A 21,901-nucleotide genomic window follows, 5' to 3' on the forward strand; every position below is an offset into this window, starting at 1 on the left:
ATGAACTATCAATTCGATTTCAGCTTCCTGCAGCAGTACTGGGGCGATCTGCTCTACGGCATCTGGCTGACGATACGCATGACCATCGTCGCGACCGTGCCAGGGTTCGCCTTGGGCGTGGCGCTCGCCGTGGGCCGTCTGCATGGCGGCGCCGGTCTTTCGCGTGCCATTCGCGCGTATGTCGAGGTGATCCGCAACACGCCGCTCGTGCTGCAAGTGTTCTGGATTTTCTTCGGGCTCGCGGCGATCAAGTTGCACGTACCCGCGTTCGAGGCAGCCATTGCAGCGCTCGTGGTCAACGTCAGCGCCTACACGGCGGAGATCATGCGCGCGGGGCTGGAAGCGGTGCCGCAAGGCCAGATCGAAGCGGCGTCGTGTCTCGCGATGTCGCGGCGGCAAGTGTTGTGGCATGTCGAGATTCCGCAGGCGGTGGAGAAGATGTATCCCGCACTCGTGAGTCAGTTCATCCTGATGATGCTCGCCACTTCCATCATGTCGCAGATATCGGCGGAGGAACTCACGGGCATTGCCGATCTGATTCAGTCGATCACGTTTCGTGGTTTCGAGGCGTACATGGTGATCGCGCTCGCTTATCTGGCGCTCGCCAGCGCGTTGCGCTGGGCGTTGCTTGCGGCAGGCGCGTTCATGTTTCCGCGTCTGGGTCTTGCGGGTGCGCGCGGAGGACGTTCATGATCTTCAACCTCACGGACGCCCAGCTCGCCTACATGCTCAAGGGTACGCTCGCCACCGTCGAATTGTCGGTCGCGGGAGCGGTGGGTGGTGCGATCATCGGCTTGCCCGTGGCGCTCTTGCTCGTGTCGGGACGCGGCATTGCGTTGAGGCTCGGCCGCGCCTACGTCACCGTGATGCAGGGCATTCCGCTGCCTGTCGCGATGTTCGTCGTGTACTTCGGCATCGGGCTCTTCGGCTTCGACGTGTTGCCGGTCATTGCCGCATCCGTCGCGCTCGCCGTCAACGCCGGCGCCTATCTCGCCGAGATATGGAAAGGCGCGATTCTCGCCGTGCCCGCCACGCAATGGGAAGCGGGAGAGTCGCTCGCGCTCTCGTATCTGCAGCGCATGGTGCACGTGATCCTCCCGCAAGCGCTGCGCATTTCGGTGCCACCGACAGTTGGCTTCGTCGTCGCGCTCATCAAGAACACGTCGTATGCGGTCGTCATCGGCATGAGCGAGCTGACCTACACGTCGCGCATGGTCAACAACACCACGTTCGAGCCGTTCGTCATCTTCACGCTCGCGGCTGGCGTGTATTTCATTCTCTGTTATCCCGTGGCGCGCATGAGTGTCCGGCTGGAACGCATGGGACGCTTCGGTGCGAGACTCGGCAAGGATTCGACGCAATGAACAACATCGTCACTTTCAAGGGCGTGCGCAAGGCTTACGGTTCGACCGAAGTGCTGAAGGGTATCGATCTCGATGTGCGCAAGGGCGAAGTCGTCGCGCTCATCGGCCGCTCGGGGTCCGGCAAGAGCACGGCGCTACGCTGCGTGAACGGCCTCGAACGCATCACTGGCGGAACGCTGGAAGTATGCGGGCACAAGCTCGGCGATACGGAAGTGGACCTGCGCGCATTGCGGCTCGACGTGGGCATCGTGTTCCAGAGCTACAACCTGTTTCCGCATCTGACCGTCAAGCAGAACATCACGCTCGCGCCGCTCAAGGTGCGCCGTCTCGCGCGCGCCGCCGCTGACGAACTCGCGGCACACGTGCTCGATCAGGTGGGACTCGGCGCGCGTGCATCGGCGTATCCGCATGAACTCTCGGGCGGTCAGCAGCAACGCGTGGCGATTGCGCGTTCGCTCGCCATGCAACCTGCCGTGATGCTGTTCGACGAAGTGACATCCGCGCTCGATCCCGAACTCACCGGCGAAGTGCTGCGCGTGATGGAACGGCTTGCGCGCGATGGCATGACCATGCTGATCGTCACGCACGAGATGGCGTTTGCGCGTTCGGTCGCGCAGAAAGTGGTGTTCATGAACGACGGCGTGGTTTGGGAAGCGGGTAGCGGCGCGATGCTCGAAGCGCCCAGAACCGCCGAGCTTAAAATTTTCGTAGGCAACGGGCTGTAATTCTTTTACTCATCAATCTTTGAACCAGAGGCACGCGAAATGAACCTGAAGCGCGGCTGGACCCGATTCCTTGCAATGACCTTGACCTTATGCGCGCTTAGTAGCGCGGCCAGCGCCGACACGCTCGCCGACATCAAGTCGCGCGGCAGCATCAACGTGGGTATCGACTTCACACATCCTCCTTACGGCATGATCGACGCGAACGCCGTGCAGACCGGCACCGACCTCGATATCGCGCGCCTGATTGCGAACGACCTCGGCGTGAAGCTGAATATCGTCCCCGTGAACGGACCCAACCGCATTCCGTTCTTGCTGACGGGCAAGGCGGATATCGTCGTTGCGTCGTTCTCCGTCACCGATGAACGCAAGAAGGTGATCGGCTTCAGCCGCCCGTATGCCACCGAGCCGATCTTCGTCGTCGCGCCGGGCAAGAACACGCTGAAGGATGTCGAGAGTCTTGCCGGCAAGACGGTGGCTACGGCGCGCGGCACCACGGCCGATCTGGATCTCGTTGCGGCGATCAAGGACAAGGGCGTGAAGGACGTGAACATCGTCCGCTATCTGGACGAGGCCACCGAGCGTACGGCGGTGTCGTCGGGTCAGCAGAGCATCTTCGTGGCTGCGCTTGCCGATGCGCTTGCCGTCAAAGAGACGAGCCCCGCATCCAACTTCGAGTATCAGTTCCAAGTGGCCGAAGACCCGCTCGCCATCGGCCTCAAGCGAAACGATGCCGCCATGCAAGGCTGGCTCGATACGTGGGTTGCGAGCAATCTTCAGAACGGCAAGCTCAACGCGGTCTGGAAGAAGTATTTCGGAATCGACATTTCGCGCAGCGTTTATTGAACGGGCGGTGACATGAATTCATCGAATGCTTCCACCCTGGTCACGCCGGTACGGCTATTCGGCAATCTTGCGTTCGTAAGCGGACAGCTTCCGCGCGAGGCGGGCGACCTGAAGTATCGCGGCAAGGTCGGCGAAGAGATTGCGATGCCCGACGCCGAAGCCGCGGCGGCGCTTTGCGCGCATGCGTGTCTCGCGGCGCTGGAGCGCGCGCTCGGCTCGCGCGAGAAAATCGCGGCCGTGCTCAAGTTGACCGGCTTCGTTGCCTGCTCGCCGGACTTCACGGCGCAGGGCAAGGTGATCGACGCGGCCTCGCGCGTACTCATCGACGCGTTGGGCAGCGAAGTCGGCGGCCACGCACGCAGCGCGATCGGCGTGCAGCAGCTTCCGCATGGCGCGCCGGTGGAAGTCGAGCTGATCGTCGGACTGAAGTGATGCAGACATCGAACGGTACTTCGCTCAGGTTCTGCGCGAACCTCAAGTGGCTCTTTACGGAGCTGCCCTTTCTCGAACGCTTCGAGGCGGCCGCAAAGCAGGGCTTTAGCGCGGTCGAGTACGCGTCGCCTTATGAGTTCGAGCCTGCGATTCTCAAGGCGACGCTCGATGCCACGGGGCTTCGGCAAGTGCTGATCAACACGCCCGCCGCGCCGCCTGGAAGTATCGGCGGTAACGGGTTCGGATGCATTCCCGGCGAACGGGCGCGGTATCGCGATGGCGTGTTGCGTGCGCTGCATTACGCGTCGGCGCTGAAGTGCGGGCTCATTCACGTGATGGCTGGACTTGCGCCAGGCGGCGTGCCCGTTGAACAGGTGCGCGATACGTTGCGTGAAAATCTCGCGTGGGCTGCGGATGCGGCGCGCGATAGCGGCGTCACGCTGCTGCTCGAATGCCTCAATCAGATCGACGTACCGGGCTATGCTCTGCGCAGCCTCGAAGAGGCGCATGCGTTGATGAAGGAGATCGCGCAACCTAAGTTGCGCCTGCTTTTCGATGCCTATCATTGCCGCATGAGCGGCCTCGATGTGGTCGAGCAATTCGCCTTGTATGCGCCCGACGTCGCGCACATTCAATTCGCCGACGCACCCGGCCGCCACGAACCCGGCACCGGCGACATGCCGTGGAACGAGTTGATCGCGAGTATCCGGGCGCAGGGTTACGAAGGCTGGATTGGCTGCGAGTATCGGCCTCGTGAATCGACGGTCGCGGGGCTCGGGTGGCTCAATGCCTTCAAAGAAGCACCCTAGCGCTTGAATATCGCTTCCAGGTCCACTTCCTCCTCGACCACATCCAGATTGAGCGCGCTTTGAATGTGATCGAGGTGATGCAGCATCAACTCCGCCGCCTTGTCGCCGTCGCCCTTGGCGATGGCATCGACGATAGCGGTGTGTTCATCGGCGCGGCAACTCGACGTTATCGGCGCGTTATAAAGCAGGATGACGAGGCACGTCAGTGTCGATAGTTCGCGCACGCTGCGCGTGAACGACGAGTTACCCGCGAGCGTCGCCACGAGATTGTGAAATTCGCCCGAGAGCCGGATGACCGCGCGCTTGTCCGAACGCTCGCGCGCGTCCATTTCGAGCCGCAAGTGCTCGCGCATTTGCGCGAGCTTGTCAGGCGTGATGCTGCGCGTGAGCCGCGCAATGACTGCGGGTTCGATCACCCTGCGCGCTTCGAAAACATCGCGCGCCTGGTCCACCGAAGGCTTCGCGACGAACCAGCCTTTCTTCGGATACACCTCGACGATCTGTTCATATGCAAGCCGGCTCAACGCGTCGCGCACACGTGCCCGGTTCACGCCGAAGATACTGGCCAGACGTTCTTCGGCGAGCTTCGTGCCGGGCACGAGCCGATGCTCCAGTAGTGCGACGTAGATCTGTTCGTAAATCTCTTCGCTGGTGTTGTCGCCGTCGCCTGTCTTGCGGGGCTTGAGTTTCTGCGTTTCGCCGACGGTTTTTAGCATGTGCCGCGTCTGATGGATTGGCGCATGTCGAAAGAGACATGCCGATGGTCAGGCTCGCTTCGCCCGACCGCTTACCGCACGAACGGATGTTCCTTGATCCAGTGGTTCGCAATGTCGATACGCCGCGTGACCCACACGTCCTCGTGCTTCATCACATGATCGAGGAAACGCTGGAGACCCGCCGCGCGCGCCGGATGACCGATGAGCCGCATATGCAGCCCGACCGACATCATCTTCGGTTGTGTCGCGCCTTCGCTATACAACATGTCGAAGCTGTCGCGCATGAATTCGAACCACTGTTTGGCCGTGCCTACCGACCCGGCGAACTGACCGTCGTTCGTGGTCAGCGAGTAGGGTATCACCAAATGCGGCTGGCCCTGAACCACCTTCCAGAAGGGCAATTCATCGCCGTAGTAGTCGGAATCGTAGAGAAAACCGCCTTCCTCGACGAGCAGCCTTCGCGTGTTTACCGAAGGCGAATAGCGGCAATACCAGCCGTACGGACGCTCGCCCGTCGTGCGCTCAAGCGACTCGATCGCGCGGCGAATATGCTCGCGTTCCTCTTCCTCGCTCAGGTCGTAATGCTTGATCCAGCGCCAGCCGTGACTGCACACGTCGAAGCCTGAATGGCGTATGGCTTCCGCTGCCTGCGGATTGCGTTCGAGCGCCAGCGCGCAGCCATACACGGTGAGCGGCAGGCCGCGCTCCCGAAAAAGCCGCATGAGGCGCCAGAACCCCACGCGGCTGCCGTATTCGAAGAGACCTTCGGCTGCAAGATCGCGGCCGCGCACGCCGGAGTTCAAGCCGTGCGATTCGGTGAACCAGGTCTCGGTGGCGGCTTCGCCATCGCCGATGGAAGGCTCCGAGCCTTCCTCGTAATTCATCACGAAGTTGATGGCGATACGCGCGTTGCCCGGCCATCGCGCGTTGGGTGGATGCGCGCCATAACCGATGAAATCGCGATCGAGATCCATGCTGCACTCCTGTGTCGTGTCGTGGTGTTTCGAAAGGATGAGCGGGCTCAAAGCATCACGTCGCCGCCATTGGGCGAGAGCGTCTGACCGATGAAATACGCGCCGCCCGTTTCCGATGCGAGCAAGAGCGCGGTAGGCGCGATCTCGCCGGTTTCACCGAAGCGGCCGGCGGGAAGCTGCGCGAACTTCATCGCGCGCCATTCGTTTGTGAAGCTCGCGAGCATCGCGGTTTCGACGGGGCCCGGCGCAATGGCGTTGACGGTCACGCCGTGCGGCGCGCCTTCGTAGGACAGCGCGCGCGTGAGGCCGACCACGCCCGCCTTCGACGCGCAATAGTGGCTCATGTCGTGCGTGCCCTTGTACGCGAGTTGCGAGGCGATGTTGATGACGCGGCCGTACTTCCGCGCGATCATGTCCGCGAAAAACTGCTTGGTGACGAGGAACGTGCCGCGCAGATTCACGGCCATCATGCGGTCCCATTCGTCGATGGACAGATCGACGAACGGCGTCTCGCCGCTGATTCCCGCCGCGTTCACGAGAATATCGACGGGGCCGAGATGCTCGCGGCTCCATGCGTTCAGACGCGCGACGGCATTGGCATCGGTGACGTCGCATTCGGTCACGGCGGCTTCTGCACCGCTGGCGGCGAGTTCGTCGGCGAGTGCTTGCGCGCCGGCTGCATCGCCGATATGCGAAATGCCGACCTTCGCGCCCTGAGCCGCGAACAGTTGCACGATGGCGCGGCCGATACCCGTGTTGCCGCCGGTCACGAACGCCGTGCGGCCCTTCAGCGAGAACGATTCCATGCTGATGCTCCTCCTTGATTCGATCATGCGGTTTCGGCCGATGTTTCGGCGAGCCATTGCGCGTAAGCGCGAATGCCCGCTTCGAGGTCGAGGCGCGGCCTGTAACCCAAGTCCGTGGCCGCCGCCGAAATGTCGAAGCGTTCCTGATTCTCGTCGAGCGGATCGGGACCGGGCGCGAGTTCGATATCCGCGCCGGGCATCACGCGGCGTACGATATCCGCCACTTCGCCGAGCGTCGCGCGCACGCCACCGGTGATGTTGTAGGTGCGGCGCGGCAGCGACGGCGCATCGAGCGCGGCGACGAGCGCGGCGGCGGCATCGTCGACATGAATGTACTGGCGATGAAAGTCGAGGCCGAACGGCACGTGCGTCGGCTGCTTCGTCATGGCGTCGGTAAGCATGCGGCGGATCATGCAGTCGGTCGTGCGATGCGGGCCGTACACCCACGACAGCCGCAGACTCACGCCATCCACGCCGTATTGCCGCGCGTAGGCGCTGACGAGTTGCTCGCCGCAGACCTTGCTCGCGCCGTAGAGACTGGCGGGCGCGAGCACGACGTCTTCGGGGACGGGACCAGGCGGCGTATCGCCATAAGCGCTCGTCGACGAGCAATACACGAAGCGGCGCGCGCCATGTATGCGCGCTATTTCCAGCATATTGGCCGTGCCGCCGATGTTCACGTCGAACATGGCGGCGGGGTTATCGCGCGCGACCATCGGCCCGGAAAACGCACCGCAATGAATGACGCCCGACACGCCGCCGCGCGCCAGCGCATGCAGTCCGTGCACGTGGCGCAGATCGCATTCGGCGACGGTGACATCGTCTATGCGCAACCCGCCGCTGCGATCCATCGCGACGACTTCATCGCCACGCGCGTTTAAAAGCCGGACCACCGCGCGGCCCACGAGCCCCGCCGCGCCCGTTACGATGATTCTCTGCGGCACGCTCATTGTCTTTCTCCCGCGACATCGAGATGGTGAACCGTCTTTGCGACTTCCTCTATCGGCAACTCGGCCTTCAGGAGCTTGCGCGTGTACTCTTCGACCGGCCGCTCGAATACGGTTTCAGCCTCGCCAGTTTCGATGATCCTGCCGTTGCGCATGACCGCGACATAGTGCGCGAGCGAGCGCACGGAGTTCAGATCGTGCGTGATGAACAAGGCGGACAAGCCCATCTCTGCCTGCAGGTTACGCACGAGGTCGATGATCTGCGCACGCACGCGAATATCGAGCGCGGTCGTGCATTCATCGAAGACGACGAAGTCTGGATTGGCCGCGAGCGCCCGCGCAATGCCCACGCGTTTCTGTTCGCCCGCCGTCAACTCATGCGGATACGCAGTCGCGCGCCGTCGCGACAGATTCACGAGATCGAGCAGATGCAGCACGCGCGCCTCGCGGTCGGCGCGCGTGAGCTTCTCGCCGAGCGCGAACGGCTCCGCAATCAGATCGCGGACCTGCCAGCGCGGATTGAGCGATACATAAGGCTCCTGGAAGACCATCTGCATGCGCCGCCGCACGGCCCGGAACGCGCGCTCCGACAGATCGAGCGTGTTCACACCATCGAAGCGAATCACGCCGGAGTCCGCATCGAGCAGACGCAACAAGCATTGGCCGGTCGTCGTCTTGCCCGAGCCGCTTTCGCCGACGAGCGCGAGGGTTTCGCCCTTCGCGATGGCGAAGGACACATCGTCGATCGCGCGCACGACGGCATGATTGCGGTCCGAGACGAAGGTCTTCACCAGGTGTTCGACTTCGAGCAAAGGACGGCGCGCGGCGGCCTTGTCGGCGTCCGTGCGCAGATCGGGTTCGCGCGGCGCGGGGCGCGCTTTCGCGGCATCGAGCAACTCGCGGCTGTACGGTTCTTGCGGGCTGCGCAGAAAAGGTCCGACCGAAGCGAGCTCGATCAGCCGGCCGTCTTTCATGATCGCCACGCGGTCGCAATAGTTGGCGACGACGCCGAGATCGTGCGTGACCATCACGACGCCGAGGCCCAGATCACGGCCCTTCTGCGCGAGCAGATCGAGCACCTGCAACTGGATTGTCGCGTCGAGACCGAGCGTGGCGTCGTCGGCGAGCAAGACCTTGGGCTGGGCGATCAACGCCATCGCAATGACCACGCGCTGCGCCATGCCGCCCGATAGTTCGTGCGGATAAGCATGCGCGCGCGCTTCCGGATTCACGATCCCCACTTGCTTAAAGAGTTCGATCGCCTCGCGCCATGCCGCCTGCCGTCCAATGCGTTTATGCACGCGCAACACGCGCACGATCTGCGCGCCGACCGTCTCCACCGGATCGAGCAGCATCTTTGCATTGGTGCCGATCAGCGCGACCTCGCCGCCGCGAAAGCGCCGCTTCTCGCGCGCGGGCATGTCGAGCACGGATTGCCCCGCGAGCATCACCCGCCCGCCGTCGATGTGTCCGCCCTCCGGCAACAGGTCGATGATCGAGCGCGCCAGCACCGACTTGCCCGCGCCGGTTTCGCCGACGATGCCGAGAATCTCGCCCTGGCGCAGCGTGAAGCTCACTTCATCGAGAACGCGGCGGGCGGGAGTATCGCCGAACGAGACGGTGAGCCGTTCGACTTCCAGCAGCACGGGTCGCGAAGACGCGTTCATTGCTCACCTCGCGAGACGGGTTCCGCAATACGTTTGACGGCGTCGCCGAGAATGGCGAAGGTCAGCACGGACACGATGATGGCAAGGCCCGGAAAGAGCGCCGCCCACCACACGCCGAGAATCATTTGCTGCGCGCCGTTGGCAACCATCAAGCCCCATTCGGGCGTCGGCATGCGCACGCCCGCGCCGACGAACGAAAGACCCGCGGTTAGAAGAATCGCCATGCCGATGCTGATCGAAACCTGCACGATGGCCGGCGTGATCGCGTTCGGCAGAATGTGGCGGAACATGATGCCCGCGTCCGTCGCGCCGCTGCAACGCGCCGCGCTGATGAACGGGCGGTCGCGCAACGAGAGCACTTCGGCGCGGATCAGGCGCGCGAACATCGGAATGAAAAGCACGGCGAGCACGATCGCCACGTTCCAGATTTCCTGGCCCATGACAGACACCAGCGCCATGCCGATAACGAACACCGGAAACGACTGAATGAAGTCGAACACGCGCATCACGAGTGTGCTCAACGTATTCCGGTAGTAGCCGATGAAAAGACCAATCGGCACGCCGATCACGAAGGCAATCGCCACCGCCGTCACGCTGATCAGCAGGTTGATGCGCGTTGCATAGATCACGCGCGAGAGAATGTCCATGCCTGATACATCGGTGCCGAACCAGTAGTGCCACGAAGGCGCCTTCAGAATGTTGGACGGGTCCGCTTCTATTGGCGAATGCGGCGCGATGAGCGGCGCGAATACGATCAGCACGATCTGCAACACGAGCAGCGCAAGCCCGAAGATCAGCGCTTTGTCGAGACGCTGGCGAAAAGCGGAGAGCGCGTTCATCGGTTTCATATTTCGATCCTCGGATCGGCGAGTCCGTAGAGCACGTCCACCGCCGTGTAGACGAGCAGAATGAAGGCCGCCGCGACGAGCACGAAACCCTGCAACGCGGGATAGTCGCTGTTCATGACGGCCTGCACCGCGTATTGCCCGAGGCCGCCCCACGCGAAGATGGTCTCCACGAGCACGGCCGCGCCAAGCAGGAAGCCGAACAGAAAACCGATCATGGTAATGATGGGCGGCAGGCTGTTGCGCAGCGCGCTTCGCACGAGCATGGGCTCGGAAAGCCCGGACGCGCGCGCATGGCGGATGAACTCGCTGCGATAGATGCCCTCGAAAGTCGAACGCGTGAGCTTCATCAGGCCGCCCATGTTGACGATGGTGAGCGTGAGCACCGGCAGCCACAGATGCGCGACCGCCGAGCGCCACGCTTCCCAGTCGCCGGCAATCACGCTGTCGATGGTGTAGAAGCCGGTGACGGTGGGCGGCGGCGTGACGAATGAATCGACGCGCCCGAATGGCGCGGGCGCAATGCCCGCCATATGAAAGAGCGCGTAGATGAGGAGGAGCCCGACCCAGAAGTCCGGTATCGCGCCGGCGGCAAGTCCGTAGACGCGGCTCGCGCGATCCACCAGTCCGCCCGCTCGCACCGCCGAGGTCACGGCGATCCCAACGCCGAGCACGACGGTGAGGATCATCGAATAGGTGATGAGTTCGAGCGTGGCGGGCACGCGTTGCAGCAGATCCACGGTGACGGGGTTCGAGGTGAACATCGAGGTGCCGAGGTCGCCGTGCATCAGCGCGACGAGATAGCCGCCGAATTGCGACCATACCGTGCCGTTGAGATGCAGTTTCTCGCGCAACGATGCAATGGCGTCGGGCGTCGCCATGTTGCCGAGCATGAGCAACGCGGGGTCGCCCGGCAGGAGGCGGATCAGCAGGAAGGTCGCGAACATCACGCCGAACATCTGCGGGATGAGAATGCCGATCCGCGCGACGACGATGCGAAGCGGTCGCGGCGCCGAACGCCACGCGGTGAAGAGGGACATCGCGAACTCCTTCAGGATGATCGCGCCGCGAAGACGCCGCCGGCTTGCGCGGCGGCGTCACGGCGTAAGGACCTCAGTTCTTGGAAAAGTCGTACCAGGTATTGCCGTTGGTCGTGTTCCAGCTATAGCCCTTGATGTTGGCGCGCGTGGCAAGCTGATAACCCGGATTGATGAGGAACACCCACGGTGCTTCGCCCATCACGAGTTGCTGCACGCGCTCCATCGAAGTCTTGCGCTTGGCTTCGTCGGTCATCGAAAGACTGTCGTTGATGAGCTTGTCGACTTCCGCATTCTTGTAATGCGAATAGTTGATGAGCGACGCGCTGTTGAGCCAGAGATTCGTCACGTACGCGGCATCCGGCACGATAGCCATGTCGCGGAAGAAGTACATGGGAATGGTGCCCTTCGAATAGCGCTCGACGAGCGTCGATGCAGGCAGCTTCTGCAATTCCACGTCCACGCCGATCTTCGAGAAAGCCGTCTTCAGGATGATCGCCAGTTCTTCCTCGGTCTGGTCGCCGGTGGGATAGCCCAACTGCGTTTTGAAGCCCTTCTCGTAGCCCGCTTCCTTCAGCAAAGCACGCGCTTTGTCGAGGTCCTCGGTGTAGTGGTAGTACTGATCCGTGTACGCGGGATAGATCTCCGATACCGGGCTTTTGGTGGGCCGCGCCGTGCCGTAGAACACGGACTTGAGGATCTGCTCGCGCGGCACCGCGTAGTTCAGCGCCTGACGCACCTTGTCGTTGTTGAAGGGCGCAACGGCGTTGTTCATTTCCACGCGCTGAATGTAATTGCCGTAGACCTTCCATACTTTCACGCCGGGCATTTTTTCGAGCGTGGCCTGTTCGCGCGGCGCGAGCCATTCGGCCACATCGACGGCGCCCGCCTGCAACGCCGCGAGACGGTTGGCCGACGTCGGCATCTCGCGGAACACGATACGCGTGAGCTTCGGCGCGCCGCGATAGTAGTTCTTGTTGCTCTCGTAGACCACTTCCTGTCCGGGCGAATACTTCGTGACCCGATACGGCGCGAACGATGCCGAATGGCTCGCGAGCCAGCGCGATCCCCACGGGTCGTCCGGCGTGATGTGCTTCTTGATCTCGACCGAATCGATGATGCCGAGATCGTTGTTCACCCACAGCCGTTCGATCAGCGGCGACGAACCCGGCAGCGTGACCTTCACCGTGTGGTCGTCTATTTTCTTGAAGGCCGTGTCGAAGTCGGTGATCTTCAGCACCTGCGTCATGTACCAGCGGAACGTCGCCTTCAGATTCCAGCCGCGCTGGAAGGTCCACATGACGTCGTCGGCGGTGAGCGTGTTGCCCGCATAGCTTTTGACGCCGGGGCGCAGATGGAAGGTGATCGAAGTCTTGTCGGGCGAAGTCTCCCAGCTTTCGGCGAGCGCACCCTTGAGCTTGCTGAAGTCCTCGACGGTCACGCCGTTTTCACCCGGCTTCATCTCATAGGTGAGCAAGCGTTCGAACACGTTGCGGCGCGCCTCGTGACTGGCTTCGGTCGGCGGATATTCCTGATCCAGCGACTCCGGCGTGCGCGGCCCGGCCACGACCAGAACCGAATTGTTGTTCTGCGCGAAGACGGGCATGGCAAGCGCGCCGATGCCGAGCGCGGCGGCCGCCGCGATAAGCCGCGCAAGCTGGATGGAACCCGCTCGCGTCAATGCGGACGCGGGCTTGGCGTCGTAGGTTTGCGACATGACACGCTCCTTGCGTGAAGATGAGACCGGTGGGATCGGATGGAACCGTTGATGCGAACTCGAAACAGACGCGTCGCGCTTCATCGCGCCGCGCGGCCGGCAGGTTTGGCCGGAACGATGGTGGGCAGGCCGCGCGGCAAGAAGCGTCCGCGTCCCGGCGTGCCGAAGTAGCGCCTTCCGTCCCACACGACTTCGCCGCCCGCGATGGTGTAGGCCGGCCAGCAATCGAGCGAGCGGCCTTCGTATGGCGTGTAATCGACGGCGTGATGCAGCATGGCGTTGGTCAGGCGCACGGGGTCGTCGGGATGCTCGTCCCAGATCACGAGATCGGCATCCGAACCGATCGCGATGGTGCCTTTGCGCGGATGCAGCCCGTAGGTCTTCGCGGGGTTGGTCGCGGTGAGTTCGACGAAGCGGTTGATCGAGATGCGCCCGGTCATCACGCCTTCGGAATAGAGCAGCGGCAGTCTCGTTTCAATGCCCGGAATGCCATTCGGAATATACGGAAACGCGACTTCTTCGCCGCCCGGCTTCTTGCCCGTGGGACTTTCGAAGGAGAAGGGTGCGTGGTCGGACGAGAACACGGTGAACGTGCCGTCCGCGAGCGCACTCCAGATCGCTTCCTGACTATCGCTGTCGCGCGGCGGCGGACTGCACACACAGCGCGCGCCTTCGTAGCCGTCGTCCATGCCGAGGTCCTCGGCCGTGAGAAACAGATATTGCGGGCAGGTCTCGGACAGCACCTTGAGGCCGCGGCTTCGCGCCCATTGAATCTGCTCGACCGCGTCGCGCGCGGAGACATGCACGAGCAGCATTGGCACGTTGACGAGTTCGGCCAGGCTGATGGCGCGATGCGTGGCTTCGCGCTCCACGAGCATGGGACGCGAGGCGGCGTGATAGCGCGGCGCGGTGAGACCCGCGTCGAGCAGGCTTTCGGTGAGCCACGCAATGCACTCGCTGTTTTCCGCGTGGATCATCGCCATGGCGCCGTGCGCGCGGGCCAGCGCGAGCAGCCGCAGAATCTGGCCGTCGTCGAGCTTCATGTCGTCGTAGGTCATGTAGATCTTGAACGACGTGTAGCCCTCCGCGATGAGCTGCGGCAACTCATTCGCCATGACGTCCGGCGTCGGGTCCGAGACGATCAGGTGAAAGCCGTAGTCGATGCTCGCCCGTCCCTCCGCGCGCCGGTGATAGTCGTCCACGGCCGCGCGCAGCGTTTGCCCTTTTTGCTGCGCCGCGAACGGGATGATCGTCGTGGTGCCCCCGCAGGCCGCCGAGCGCGTGCCGGACTCGAAGTCGTCGGTCATGCGGGCGGGCGGCGCGATGGGCTGATCCAGATGGCAATGCGCGTCGATGCCGCCGGGCGTGGTGATGCGGCCTTGCGCGTCCACTTCACGCTTGCCCGCGCCGAGCGACAAACCCATCTGCACGATGCGGCCGTCCTTCACACCTATGTCGGAGAGGAACGTATCGCTTGCGGTGGCAACTTGGGCGTTGCGAATCACGAGGTCGAATTCTGCGTCCATGCATGCTCCGGTGTAGCGGGCGTTGTTGACATGTTCAAGTAAACTACACCGAAAAATATAGTGTCAAAAATACTTTTGTTGTTAACAACGTTGTTGACTAGATTTCCAGCCGATCAGCGGCAGCGCGCGCCGGGACGTTCAACGGTCCGGGCGCGCGTGGTTTTGTGAGGAAGGAAGGGTTTGAAGCGGAGGGCGTTGAGTCGTACCAGGTCAAAGCGGACTGAATGCCGCGAGTTCCCCGACGTAACGCTTGGCCAGCGGCCGTGCAAATTCCCCGCGCTTGGCGGTATTGAGCTTCAACGTGACGAGCGCCTCGCACCACTTGAGCGCGGCCGTCACACCGTCGATGACGGGCACGCCCAGCGTGTCCTGCAACTCCGCGCACAGATCGGCCATGCCCGCGCAGCCCAGCACGATCGCCTCGCTGCCGTCTTCGTCGAGTGCGCGCCGGCATTCTTCGAGGATCGTGGCGCGCGCGGCCGAACCGGGCGTTTCGAGTTCGAGCACGGCGAGTTCGGTTGCGCGCACGTTGCGGCAAAAGCGCTCCATGCCGTAGCGCTGCGCGAGATGCCAGGCAAGTCCACGCGTGCGTCCGAGCGTCGTCACCACGGAAAAGCCCGGCGCAAGCACGCTCGCGGCATGCATCGCCGCTTCCGCGATGCCTATCACCGGTCCGCGCGCGAGTTCGCGTGCGGCGTAGAGGCCGGGGTCGCCGAAGCAGGCGATCACGTACGCGTCGCAGCCTTCTTGCTCGCCCCGCGCCACTTCCAGGAGGAGGCCGGGCGTGGCGAGCGCATCGTCGTAATGGCCTTCGATCGAAGGCGGGCCCATTGTCGGACTGACCGCCACGACTTCCGTGCCGGGCGAAGCGACCGCGCGCGCGCAGCGGGCCATCGCGTCGGTCATGCCTTGCGTCGTGTTGGGATTGATGAGCTTGATGCGCATGACTTCCTTTCGTTCGATTCGTGGCCTGAACTCAAGCGCCGCCCAAAAGCCGGGTCAGCGCGAGCGCGACGGTCTTCGTCGCAATACGCATGTCTTCGAGCTTGACGTGCTCGTCCGCGCGATGTCCGTTCGCTTCCAGCAGCGTGCGCGGCCCCGCGCCGTAGATCACGGTCGGCACGCCCGCTTCGCAATAAAGGCGCGCGTCGGTATAGAGCGGCACGCCTTCGGCCGGTATGTCGATGCCCATGATCGTGAGCGCCGCGTCCTGCAACGCGTGCGTGAGACGTTCCGCGCCCGGCAGCGTGCGCATGGGCGTCGCGGCCAGCACTTCGCGCGTGGCGATGGTGATGCCCGGCAGTTCGCGCGCCGCATCGCGCACGACGTTTTCCAGGCGTTCACGCGCGCGCGCCGGATCTTCCTCGGGCACGATGCGCCGGTCGAGCCGCAGCTTCACGCGGTCGGGCACGACATTGGTGTTGATGCCGCCTTCGATCAGCCCGACGACGAGCGTCGGATGCTCGATACCGGGCGTGGCCGAGCGAATCTCCTGCAACTCGCGCCGATGCGCATACAGCGCGTTCAGCACGACTGTCGCGGCTTCGAGCGCGTCGTGTCCGGTATCGGGCCGCGCCGCATGCGCCGACTTGCCGCTCACCGTGACTTCCAGATGCAGGCAGCCGTTGTGCGCAACCGTGATGGCGTAGCTGAAGCCCGCGCAGATGGCGTAATCCGGCTTGACGATGCCTTCGGCAAGCAACCATCCCGGCCCGAGCAGACCGCCGGTTTCCTCGTCGTAGGTGAGATGCAGCTCGATCGTGCCTTTGAGGTCAACGCCGCTTTCGACCAGCGCCTTCAACGCGAACGCATACGTGGCGAAATCCGACTTCGATACCGCCGCGCCGCGCCCGTATAACGCGCCCTCGCGAATCTGCGCGCCGTACGGGTCGCTCGACCACCCCTCGCCGGGCGGCACCACATCGCCATGCGCGTTGAGCGCGATGACAGGTCCAACGCCAAAGCGTTGCCGCACGACGAGATTCGTGACGCTCTGCATGCCCGCCGCCTCGACGAGCGTTTGCGGCACCGCGTGACGTTCGACTTCGAAGCCGAGCGCTTCGAGCAGCCCGGCAGTCATGTGCGCGTGCTGCGCGCAGTCGCCGGGCGGATTGTCGGAAGGCTTGCGCACGAGCGCCGCGAGAAATTCCACTTGCGCTTCGAAGCGCGTATCGATCGATTGTAAAAGCGCCTGCACGTTTGGTCTCCGCATCAGATGCGCGACGACGGCGCGTAAAACGGCTCGCGCGGCGTCTCGCTTTCGCCGGTCAGATAGCCATCATAGAACGCCTTGACGTGCGGGAACACGGCGCGCCCCAATTCGCGGCGCGCGGTCTCTTCCGGGCTGCGCGGCTGCGAGAGCGTACGCGCGATGTCTTCGAGCACCGCATCGCGATCCATACGCGTGAAGCGGCCTTCGCGATACACCACTTCGCCACCGATCATCACGGCATCGACGGCATTGGTCTTGGCGCGCATCATCAACGCGTCGAGCATGGGAATGTCGTCGTCCTGATACGGCCACGTCGCGGTCTTGTAGTTCATCAGCACGAGATCGGCGAGACGCCCCTCTTCGAGCCTGCCGATACGCGCGCCGAACGGCGTCGTACGCGCGCCGTCCTCGCTTGCCATCTTGAGAATCTGCGGGCATGTCGGCACGTCGTCGTCCATGCCCGGCGTGCGGTGAACGTTGAGCGCAAGACGCATCTCCTGAAGCATGTCGCGATCTTCGTTGATGCCCGCTTCGTCGAGCCCCATGCCGACCGTCACGCCATGCCGCGCAAACGCGTTGAGCGGCGCGACGCCGCTGCGCAGCCGGAAGTTCGAACTGCAGTTATGGCAGATGCAGGTGCCCGTATGCGCGATGGTCTCGATGTCCGCCTCGGTGAGCCAGACACCGTGGCCGAGCGTGAGCGAAGGACCGAGCAGGCCCAGATCGTTCAGGTGACCGACTGCCGTCTTGCCCGAGCGACGCCGCGCATATTCCTTTTGATACGCGGTTTCGACCAGATGCATGTGCATGGGCACGCCGTGCCGTGCCGACTTCTCCTTGAGCGCGAGCAGCGTGTCGTCGCTGCACCAGTGAAGGTTGGCCGGCGCGAGCTGAATGGCCGTTAGCGCATGGCCTTCGTTCTCGCGCGTGAGGGTATCGAAGAGTTGCAGGTAATCCGCGAGCGGAATGCGAAAACGCCGCAGATGCGCCCGCAGCTTATCGCCGGTTTCGGACGGCAGGCGGCTGCAAAAGTCGTCGTCGGCTTCGTAGACGAGCAGGTTCTGATCGCGCACCGCGAAGCTGTACGACGCGCGCATGCCGAGATCGCGATAAGCATCGAGCACGCGCGACGCGGCCTGATGGATGGCATCGAGCGGACCGGGACGCCAGCCGTGAATATGCTGCACGGTCGTGATGCCCGAGGCGATCATCTCGAAGGCGGAGTAGAGCGTGTCCAGATACAAGTCGATATCGCGTGCCCCCATGCGGCTCGCGAACCAAAGTTCGAGCGCATGGTCCGGCGAGCCGAGTTGCACCGGCGTGAGCCCGACATGATGGTGGCTGTTGACGAAGCCCGGCATCAGCACCGTGTCGGGCGAACCGAGGCGCAGCGCGTGCGGATACTTCTGCACCATCGCATCGCGCGGGCCGATCTCGACGATCACGCCATCGCGTTGATACAGCGCCGCGTCGCGCACCACCTCGGCCGCATGCCGGTCGGCCGCGCCTTTCACAATCCATCCTGCCACGATCAATGATTCGGACATCGCGTTCTCTGCTCTCTCGAAGTGAATGGGGAAAATTAGAACGACGGCGTGCCGTATAGATCGGTCCGCCGATGCGCGTAATAATTGAGCCGACGCCGCGTGCGCGCGATATCCGCGTGCACGAGCGTCGCGCTCACGATGCCTGCGCCGAGCGCGCCGGACCGTCGCGCGAGCACCGCTCCATCGGCCGCGATCACACACGATTCGCCGAAGTTGTCGATACGCGCGTCATCGAGAAACTCGTCGCCGGCCTTGTTCGCGCACAGCACGGCGAGGCCGTTTTCGCGGGCATGCGTGCGCATTTCGCCGACGAAGAAGTCCATGTCGTCGCCGCCGCTGCCCGCCACCGGCACGATCACGAGGTCCGCGCCTTGCGCCCGCAGCGCGCGCCAGCACTCGGGAAAACGCCGGTCGTAGCAAACCAGCACGCCCACGCGCCAGACACCGACGTTCACCACATGCAGACCCGAGCCGGGCGTGAAATGCGCGGGCTCGTCAAAGCCGGGCGGGGGATCGTCGCCGACGGGCAAGTGCAGCTTGCGGGCAACCGGGCTTGCATTCGCACGCAACGGTAAGCCTTTGGCATCGAAGCCAAGCACAGCGTTGTGATAGCAACCGCTCGCGGGATCGTGCTCGTAGAACGGCACGATGAGCGCGGCATCGCATTCCTTTGCGAGCGCGGCCCACTTATCGGCGAAAGCGCCTTGCGCGGGATTCGCCCATTCGCGATAACGTCCCGCAGGCGAGCCCGCGAAATACGGCACCGTCGCGAGTTCCGGCAGCGCGATGAGACGCGCGCCTTCGTTCGCGGCGCGGCGCACCGCATCGAAAGCGATGGCCGCGTTGTGCGCGAGATCGGTGGTGCAGGGCGGCGATTGAATCGCGGCTACGCGAAGCACGTCGTCGGTCACTTGATGCGCTCCTGCTCCGCGAACGCGCGGTCAACTTCGTCGCGCAACAGGTCGGTCAATCGATCGGCGAGCGCGTGAAAGGCCGGGCTGCGCGAATCGCGTGGACGCGGCATGTCGACGGGAATGATCGTCTTGATCCGCCCGGGCCGCGCCGTGAACACGACGATACGATCCGCGAGCGCAATGGCTTCGTCGATATGATGCGTGACGAAGACCATCGATACGCCCGCTTGCCGCCACACCTGAATCAGAAAGTCCTGCATGCGGGCGCGCGTTTGCACATCGAGTGCGGCGAAGGGTTCATCGAGCAGCAGGATTTCCGGCTTGAGCGCAAGCGCGCGCGCCACGGCCGCGCGCTGCCGCATGCCGCCCGACAACTGATCCGGCCGCTTGTCGATGGCTTCGGAAAGTCCCACGCGTTCGAGAATCTCCTGCGCGACCTGGCGGCGGCGATCCTTCGGCACATGCTGCATCTTCAAGCCGAACGTGACGTTCTCGCCAACCGTGAGCCATGGATAAAGCGACGCCTCCTGAAACACGAGCCCGCGATCCGTGCCCGGCGCATGCACTTCCGCGCCGCCGCACACAATGCGGCCTTCGGTCGCCTGTTCGAGTCCCGCCATGAGAAAGAGCAGCGTGCTCTTGCCGCATCCGCTCGGACCCAGAAAGACGACGAACTCGCCGCGCGCTACTTCGAGGTCGATGTCGCGTAAAGCCACGAACGGTTCGCCGTCCGTCTCCCACGTCTTGCCGACGCCCGTGCAGGTCACGAGCGGCGGCTGGCCGCGGCGCTTCGGTGCAACGTCGGCAAAGGCTTGTTCGGTCATGTCATTTCCTCAGGCCGCTTTCCGGCACCCAAAACAGCACTTTGCGCTGCACGATGCGCAACAGGTAATCGAACGCGAAACCGAGCACGCCGATCAGCGTCATCGTGAAGAACGAAAGGCTCGCGTTGAAGGTATTGCGCGAGAGCATCACCACTTGTCCGAGCCCGCTGCCCACGCCGGTCGCCTCCGCAATCAGCACGACCATCCACGCGCCGAACAGGTTCATGCGCAGCACCATGAAAAGCGACGGCAGAATCGCGGGCAGGATCACATGGCGAAACGTCTGCGCGCGCGTGGCGCCCATTACGGCGGCCACGTTCAGTTGCGTGCGGCTCACGCTGTCTATTTGTCCGATGGTCGATACCGTCATCACGAAAAAGAGCGAGATGAAGACCATGAACACCGCTGGCCCATTGCCGATGCCGAACAGAAAGATCGCGACAGGCAGCCACGCAATGGGCGAGATCGGCGCAAGCAGCGTGATGGTGGGCAGCGTGAGATTGCCGAAGAGACGAAAGTAACGGATGGCCACGCCCATCGCCACCGCGCAAACGAAGCCGAGCGTGAGACCGGCGAGCACGCGCAAGGTAGTCGCGACGATGGTCATCGCCAGCGCGCCGAAGGCCGTGCCGCTCGACTGCTCGCCGATCACATCGCTCGACAAAAAGTACTGCGCCTGCGAGCCGAAGTTGCGCAAAAAGATATGCGGCGGCGGCAGCAAGAGTGGATCGGCCCAGTGCAGCGCCCAGGCCGCTTCCCACACGGCGATGAAGCACGCAAGCGAAGCGATGCCCCACAGAAGCGGCACGATGCGCGCAAGGAGCGGCGCGCGCCGCGCCCGCGCGCGTCCATCGGCGGTCTTGTCGCTCGCGCGCTTCAGGCGGGAAGTGGCGTATCCCATGAGGCTGCTCATGCGGTCTTTCGCTGCAATTGCGCGTACAGGTCGCCGTTTTCCTTGATGACTTCGGTGAGCGGCCCCCAGTCGAACATGTCCTTGCCTGGCAGCTTCTTGATGTAGCGAAGCTCCTTCAGATTTTCCGCGCGGCCGAGGATGAACGCTTCGTTGCCACGCTGATCGATCATCGGCGGCTGCTTGGTGGCGGCGTCGAGCGTGGCGTCGTAGCTCGTCTTGAAGTATTTGCCGACGGTGTCCTTCACGGCGGCCGCGCGATCCTGTTCTTCCTGATGCTGCGCGACCATCATGGCCTTGATGAGCGACTTCACGGCATCGCGATTCTCGTGCAGCAACTTCTCGCGCACCGCGAGCACGCAGTCGGAATAGTTCGCGCCGTACACATCGACGCCATTGGAAAGCATGACCGAACCCGCGCGCGACTTCAGCGCCTGCGTGGCGTACGGCTCGATATGGCACATCGCATCGATATTGCCCGCGATGAACGCCTGCGCCAGTTCCGGCGACGTGCCGAAGTAGCGCACCTTGACGTCCTTGAAGCTCATGCCCGCTTTCTTCAGATAGTCGTAGGGCAGCATTTCGAGCGTATCGGCCTGGAACGTGCCGATGGTCTTGCCGCGCAACTGCTCCGCCGACGTGATGCCCGGCTGCGCGACGATCACGCAGCCCTGCACGCCCGATCCCGCGACGACCTTGATGGGCGCGCCCGCATCGTAGAGCGTCATGAAGTTGGTGTACGGCACGACGCTCACATCCACCACGCCCGCGCCGAAGAGCGCCGCGATGTCGGCATTGGTCGGCGTGGTCACGAAATCGAGCGTCACGCCTTGCGCCAGATTGCGCTCCTTCACGAGAAAGAACGGGCAATTACAGAGGCCCGTGCCGTGCGTCGCCTTGAGCGTGAGACCGCCGGCCGCGCTGGCGTTGGTGAGCCATGCGCCGCCGAGCATCGCGCCGCCCGCCATGCAGGCACTGCGCGCAAGAAAGTCGCGCCGCTCGTGGCTGACCGCGCTAAGACGCAGCGATGCCGCGTTTTTATCGATGAATTTCCTGAACATCGTGATATCCCCGTCAAATTGAACA

22 protein-coding genes are annotated in these 21,901 nt (G+C 63.5%); 6 read left to right on the forward strand and 16 right to left on the reverse strand.

Annotated elements, in window-relative coordinates; genetic code table 11:
• The 6 genes from P9292_RS37865 (at position 1) to P9292_RS37890 (ending at position 4,173) form a co-directional block, all read left to right on the forward strand.
• A complete protein-coding gene (locus P9292_RS37865) occupies positions 1–693 on the forward strand; it encodes an amino acid ABC transporter permease (protein WP_244831160.1) in 693 nt (230 codons plus the stop codon).
• On the forward strand, positions 690–1,364 hold the full coding sequence (locus P9292_RS37870) for an amino acid ABC transporter permease (RefSeq protein ID WP_244831161.1): 675 nt from the start codon (positions 690–692) through the stop codon (positions 1,362–1,364). Before P9292_RS37865 ends, P9292_RS37870 begins: the two co-directional genes overlap by 4 nt.
• Complete coding sequence (locus P9292_RS37875) at positions 1,361–2,089, forward strand: amino acid ABC transporter ATP-binding protein (RefSeq protein WP_309964666.1); 729 nt, start codon at positions 1,361–1,363, stop codon at positions 2,087–2,089. Before P9292_RS37870 ends, P9292_RS37875 begins: the two co-directional genes overlap by 4 nt.
• Before the next feature lie 75 nt (positions 2,090–2,164).
• Positions 2,165–2,932, forward strand: a complete 768-nt coding sequence (locus P9292_RS37880; protein WP_250527169.1) for a transporter substrate-binding domain-containing protein — start codon at positions 2,165–2,167, stop codon at positions 2,930–2,932.
• A gap of 12 nt (positions 2,933–2,944) precedes the next feature.
• Positions 2,945–3,364 (forward strand): RidA family protein, encoded by a 420-nt coding sequence (locus P9292_RS37885; protein WP_309964668.1) that lies wholly within the window; start codon positions 2,945–2,947, stop codon positions 3,362–3,364.
• Positions 3,364–4,173 carry a TIM barrel protein gene (locus P9292_RS37890; protein ID WP_309964670.1) on the forward strand — a complete coding sequence of 270 codons (810 nt, stop codon included), beginning with the start codon at positions 3,364–3,366 and terminating at the stop codon, positions 4,171–4,173. Before P9292_RS37885 ends, P9292_RS37890 begins: the two co-directional genes overlap by 1 nt.
• Here P9292_RS37890 and P9292_RS37895 read toward each other — a convergent pair.
• The 16 genes from P9292_RS37895 to P9292_RS37970 all read right to left on the reverse strand — a co-directional run bounded on the left by P9292_RS37895 (position 4,170) and on the right by P9292_RS37970 (position 21,876).
• Positions 4,170–4,889: a GntR family transcriptional regulator gene (locus P9292_RS37895; RefSeq protein WP_244831166.1), complete on the reverse strand. Its 720-nt coding sequence runs from the start codon at positions 4,887–4,889 to the stop codon at positions 4,170–4,172. The two genes, P9292_RS37890 and P9292_RS37895, sit on opposite strands and share 4 nt — an antisense overlap.
• 71 nt (positions 4,890–4,960) lie before the next feature.
• Positions 4,961–5,863, reverse strand: coding sequence for a polysaccharide deacetylase family protein (locus tag P9292_RS37900; RefSeq protein ID WP_309964672.1), 903 nt, complete (start codon positions 5,861–5,863; stop codon positions 4,961–4,963).
• Positions 5,864–5,910: 47 nt separating this feature from the next.
• Complete coding sequence (locus P9292_RS37905; RefSeq protein ID WP_309964674.1) at positions 5,911–6,669, reverse strand: 3-oxoacyl-ACP reductase family protein; 759 nt, start codon at positions 6,667–6,669, stop codon at positions 5,911–5,913.
• 23 nt (positions 6,670–6,692) lie between these two features.
• Positions 6,693–7,619 carry an NAD(P)-dependent oxidoreductase gene (locus P9292_RS37910; protein ID WP_250467861.1) on the reverse strand — a complete coding sequence of 309 codons (927 nt, stop codon included), beginning with the start codon at positions 7,617–7,619 and terminating at the stop codon, positions 6,693–6,695.
• Complete coding sequence (locus P9292_RS37915; protein ID WP_244831170.1) at positions 7,616–9,283, reverse strand: ABC transporter ATP-binding protein; 1,668 nt, start codon at positions 9,281–9,283, stop codon at positions 7,616–7,618. The genes P9292_RS37910 and P9292_RS37915 overlap by 4 nt, the downstream gene beginning before the upstream one ends.
• Positions 9,280–10,131: an ABC transporter permease gene (locus P9292_RS37920; protein WP_250467863.1), complete on the reverse strand. Its 852-nt coding sequence runs from the start codon at positions 10,129–10,131 to the stop codon at positions 9,280–9,282. The genes P9292_RS37915 and P9292_RS37920 overlap by 4 nt, the downstream gene beginning before the upstream one ends.
• Positions 10,128–11,168, reverse strand: a complete 1,041-nt coding sequence (locus P9292_RS37925) for an ABC transporter permease (protein WP_250493908.1) — start codon at positions 11,166–11,168, stop codon at positions 10,128–10,130. Before P9292_RS37925 ends, P9292_RS37920 begins: the two co-directional genes overlap by 4 nt.
• Positions 11,169–11,241: 73 nt before the next feature.
• A complete protein-coding gene (locus P9292_RS37930; RefSeq protein WP_309964677.1) occupies positions 11,242–12,882 on the reverse strand; it encodes an ABC transporter substrate-binding protein in 1,641 nt (546 codons plus the stop codon).
• An 80-nt stretch (positions 12,883–12,962) separates the two neighbouring features.
• Positions 12,963–14,408, reverse strand: coding sequence for a dihydropyrimidinase (gene hydA, locus P9292_RS37935; RefSeq protein WP_244831174.1), 1,446 nt, complete (start codon positions 14,406–14,408; stop codon positions 12,963–12,965).
• 210 nt (positions 14,409–14,618) lie between these two features.
• Positions 14,619–15,353, reverse strand: a complete 735-nt coding sequence (locus P9292_RS37940; protein WP_309847468.1) for an aspartate/glutamate racemase family protein — start codon at positions 15,351–15,353, stop codon at positions 14,619–14,621.
• Positions 15,354–15,384: 31 nt separating this feature from the next.
• Positions 15,385–16,620, reverse strand: coding sequence for an ArgE/DapE family deacylase (locus tag P9292_RS37945; RefSeq protein ID WP_409015484.1), 1,236 nt, complete (start codon positions 16,618–16,620; stop codon positions 15,385–15,387).
• Complete coding sequence (locus tag P9292_RS37950; protein WP_309964681.1) at positions 16,620–18,167, reverse strand: amidohydrolase family protein; 1,548 nt, start codon at positions 18,165–18,167, stop codon at positions 16,620–16,622. The genes P9292_RS37945 and P9292_RS37950 overlap by 1 nt, the downstream gene beginning before the upstream one ends.
• A gap of 35 nt (positions 18,168–18,202) precedes the next feature.
• Entirely contained in the window at positions 18,203–19,078 is an 876-nt protein-coding gene (locus P9292_RS37955; protein WP_250467867.1) for a carbon-nitrogen hydrolase family protein, read from the reverse strand.
• A complete protein-coding gene (locus tag P9292_RS37960; RefSeq protein ID WP_244831179.1) occupies positions 19,075–19,905 on the reverse strand; it encodes an ABC transporter ATP-binding protein in 831 nt (276 codons plus the stop codon). The genes P9292_RS37955 and P9292_RS37960 overlap by 4 nt, the downstream gene beginning before the upstream one ends.
• 1 nt (position 19,906) lies before the next feature.
• A complete protein-coding gene (locus P9292_RS37965; RefSeq protein ID WP_250467868.1) occupies positions 19,907–20,818 on the reverse strand; it encodes an ABC transporter permease in 912 nt (303 codons plus the stop codon).
• Positions 20,815–21,876 (reverse strand): ABC transporter substrate-binding protein, encoded by a 1,062-nt coding sequence (locus P9292_RS37970; protein WP_309964684.1) that lies wholly within the window; start codon positions 21,874–21,876, stop codon positions 20,815–20,817. Before P9292_RS37970 ends, P9292_RS37965 begins: the two co-directional genes overlap by 4 nt.
• Between the last annotated feature and the right edge of the window lie 25 nt (positions 21,877–21,901).

The organism is Caballeronia sp. LZ001 (assembly GCF_031450875.1).
Classification (GTDB): Bacteria; Pseudomonadota; Gammaproteobacteria; order Burkholderiales; family Burkholderiaceae; genus Caballeronia.

Excerpts from the sequence above, each read along its gene's own strand:
- P9292_RS37865 (WP_244831160.1), top strand. The coding sequence starts at position 1 with ATGAACTATCAATTCGATTTCAGCTTCCTGCAGCAGTACTGGGGCGAT.
- P9292_RS37870 (WP_244831161.1), top strand. The coding sequence starts at position 690 with ATGATCTTCAACCTCACGGACGCCCAGCTCGCCTACATGCTCAAGGGT.
- P9292_RS37875 (WP_309964666.1), top strand. The coding sequence starts at position 1,361 with ATGAACAACATCGTCACTTTCAAGGGCGTGCGCAAGGCTTACGGTTCG.
- P9292_RS37880 (WP_250527169.1), top strand. The coding sequence starts at position 2,165 with ATGACCTTGACCTTATGCGCGCTTAGTAGCGCGGCCAGCGCCGACACG.
- P9292_RS37885 (WP_309964668.1), top strand. The coding sequence starts at position 2,945 with ATGAATTCATCGAATGCTTCCACCCTGGTCACGCCGGTACGGCTATTC.
- P9292_RS37890 (WP_309964670.1), top strand. The coding sequence starts at position 3,364 with ATGCAGACATCGAACGGTACTTCGCTCAGGTTCTGCGCGAACCTCAAG.
- P9292_RS37895 (WP_244831166.1), bottom strand. The coding sequence starts at position 4,889 with ATGCTAAAAACCGTCGGCGAAACGCAGAAACTCAAGCCCCGCAAGACA.
- P9292_RS37900 (WP_309964672.1), bottom strand. The coding sequence starts at position 5,863 with ATGGATCTCGATCGCGATTTCATCGGTTATGGCGCGCATCCACCCAAC.
- P9292_RS37905 (WP_309964674.1), bottom strand. The coding sequence starts at position 6,669 with ATGGAATCGTTCTCGCTGAAGGGCCGCACGGCGTTCGTGACCGGCGGC.
- P9292_RS37910 (WP_250467861.1), bottom strand. The coding sequence starts at position 7,619 with ATGAGCGTGCCGCAGAGAATCATCGTAACGGGCGCGGCGGGGCTCGTG.
- P9292_RS37915 (WP_244831170.1), bottom strand. The coding sequence starts at position 9,283 with ATGAACGCGTCTTCGCGACCCGTGCTGCTGGAAGTCGAACGGCTCACC.
- P9292_RS37920 (WP_250467863.1), bottom strand. The coding sequence starts at position 10,131 with ATGAAACCGATGAACGCGCTCTCCGCTTTTCGCCAGCGTCTCGACAAA.
- P9292_RS37925 (WP_250493908.1), bottom strand. The coding sequence starts at position 11,168 with ATGTCCCTCTTCACCGCGTGGCGTTCGGCGCCGCGACCGCTTCGCATC.
- P9292_RS37930 (WP_309964677.1), bottom strand. The coding sequence starts at position 12,882 with ATGTCGCAAACCTACGACGCCAAGCCCGCGTCCGCATTGACGCGAGCG.
- hydA (WP_244831174.1), bottom strand. The coding sequence starts at position 14,408 with ATGGACGCAGAATTCGACCTCGTGATTCGCAACGCCCAAGTTGCCACC.
- P9292_RS37940 (WP_309847468.1), bottom strand. The coding sequence starts at position 15,353 with ATGCGCATCAAGCTCATCAATCCCAACACGACGCAAGGCATGACCGAC.
- P9292_RS37945 (WP_409015484.1), bottom strand. The coding sequence starts at position 16,620 with ATGCGGAGACCAAACGTGCAGGCGCTTTTACAATCGATCGATACGCGC.
- P9292_RS37950 (WP_309964681.1), bottom strand. The coding sequence starts at position 18,167 with ATGTCCGAATCATTGATCGTGGCAGGATGGATTGTGAAAGGCGCGGCC.
- P9292_RS37960 (WP_244831179.1), bottom strand. The coding sequence starts at position 19,905 with ATGACCGAACAAGCCTTTGCCGACGTTGCACCGAAGCGCCGCGGCCAG.
- P9292_RS37965 (WP_250467868.1), bottom strand. The coding sequence starts at position 20,818 with ATGAGCAGCCTCATGGGATACGCCACTTCCCGCCTGAAGCGCGCGAGC.
- P9292_RS37970 (WP_309964684.1), bottom strand. The coding sequence starts at position 21,876 with ATGTTCAGGAAATTCATCGATAAAAACGCGGCATCGCTGCGTCTTAGC.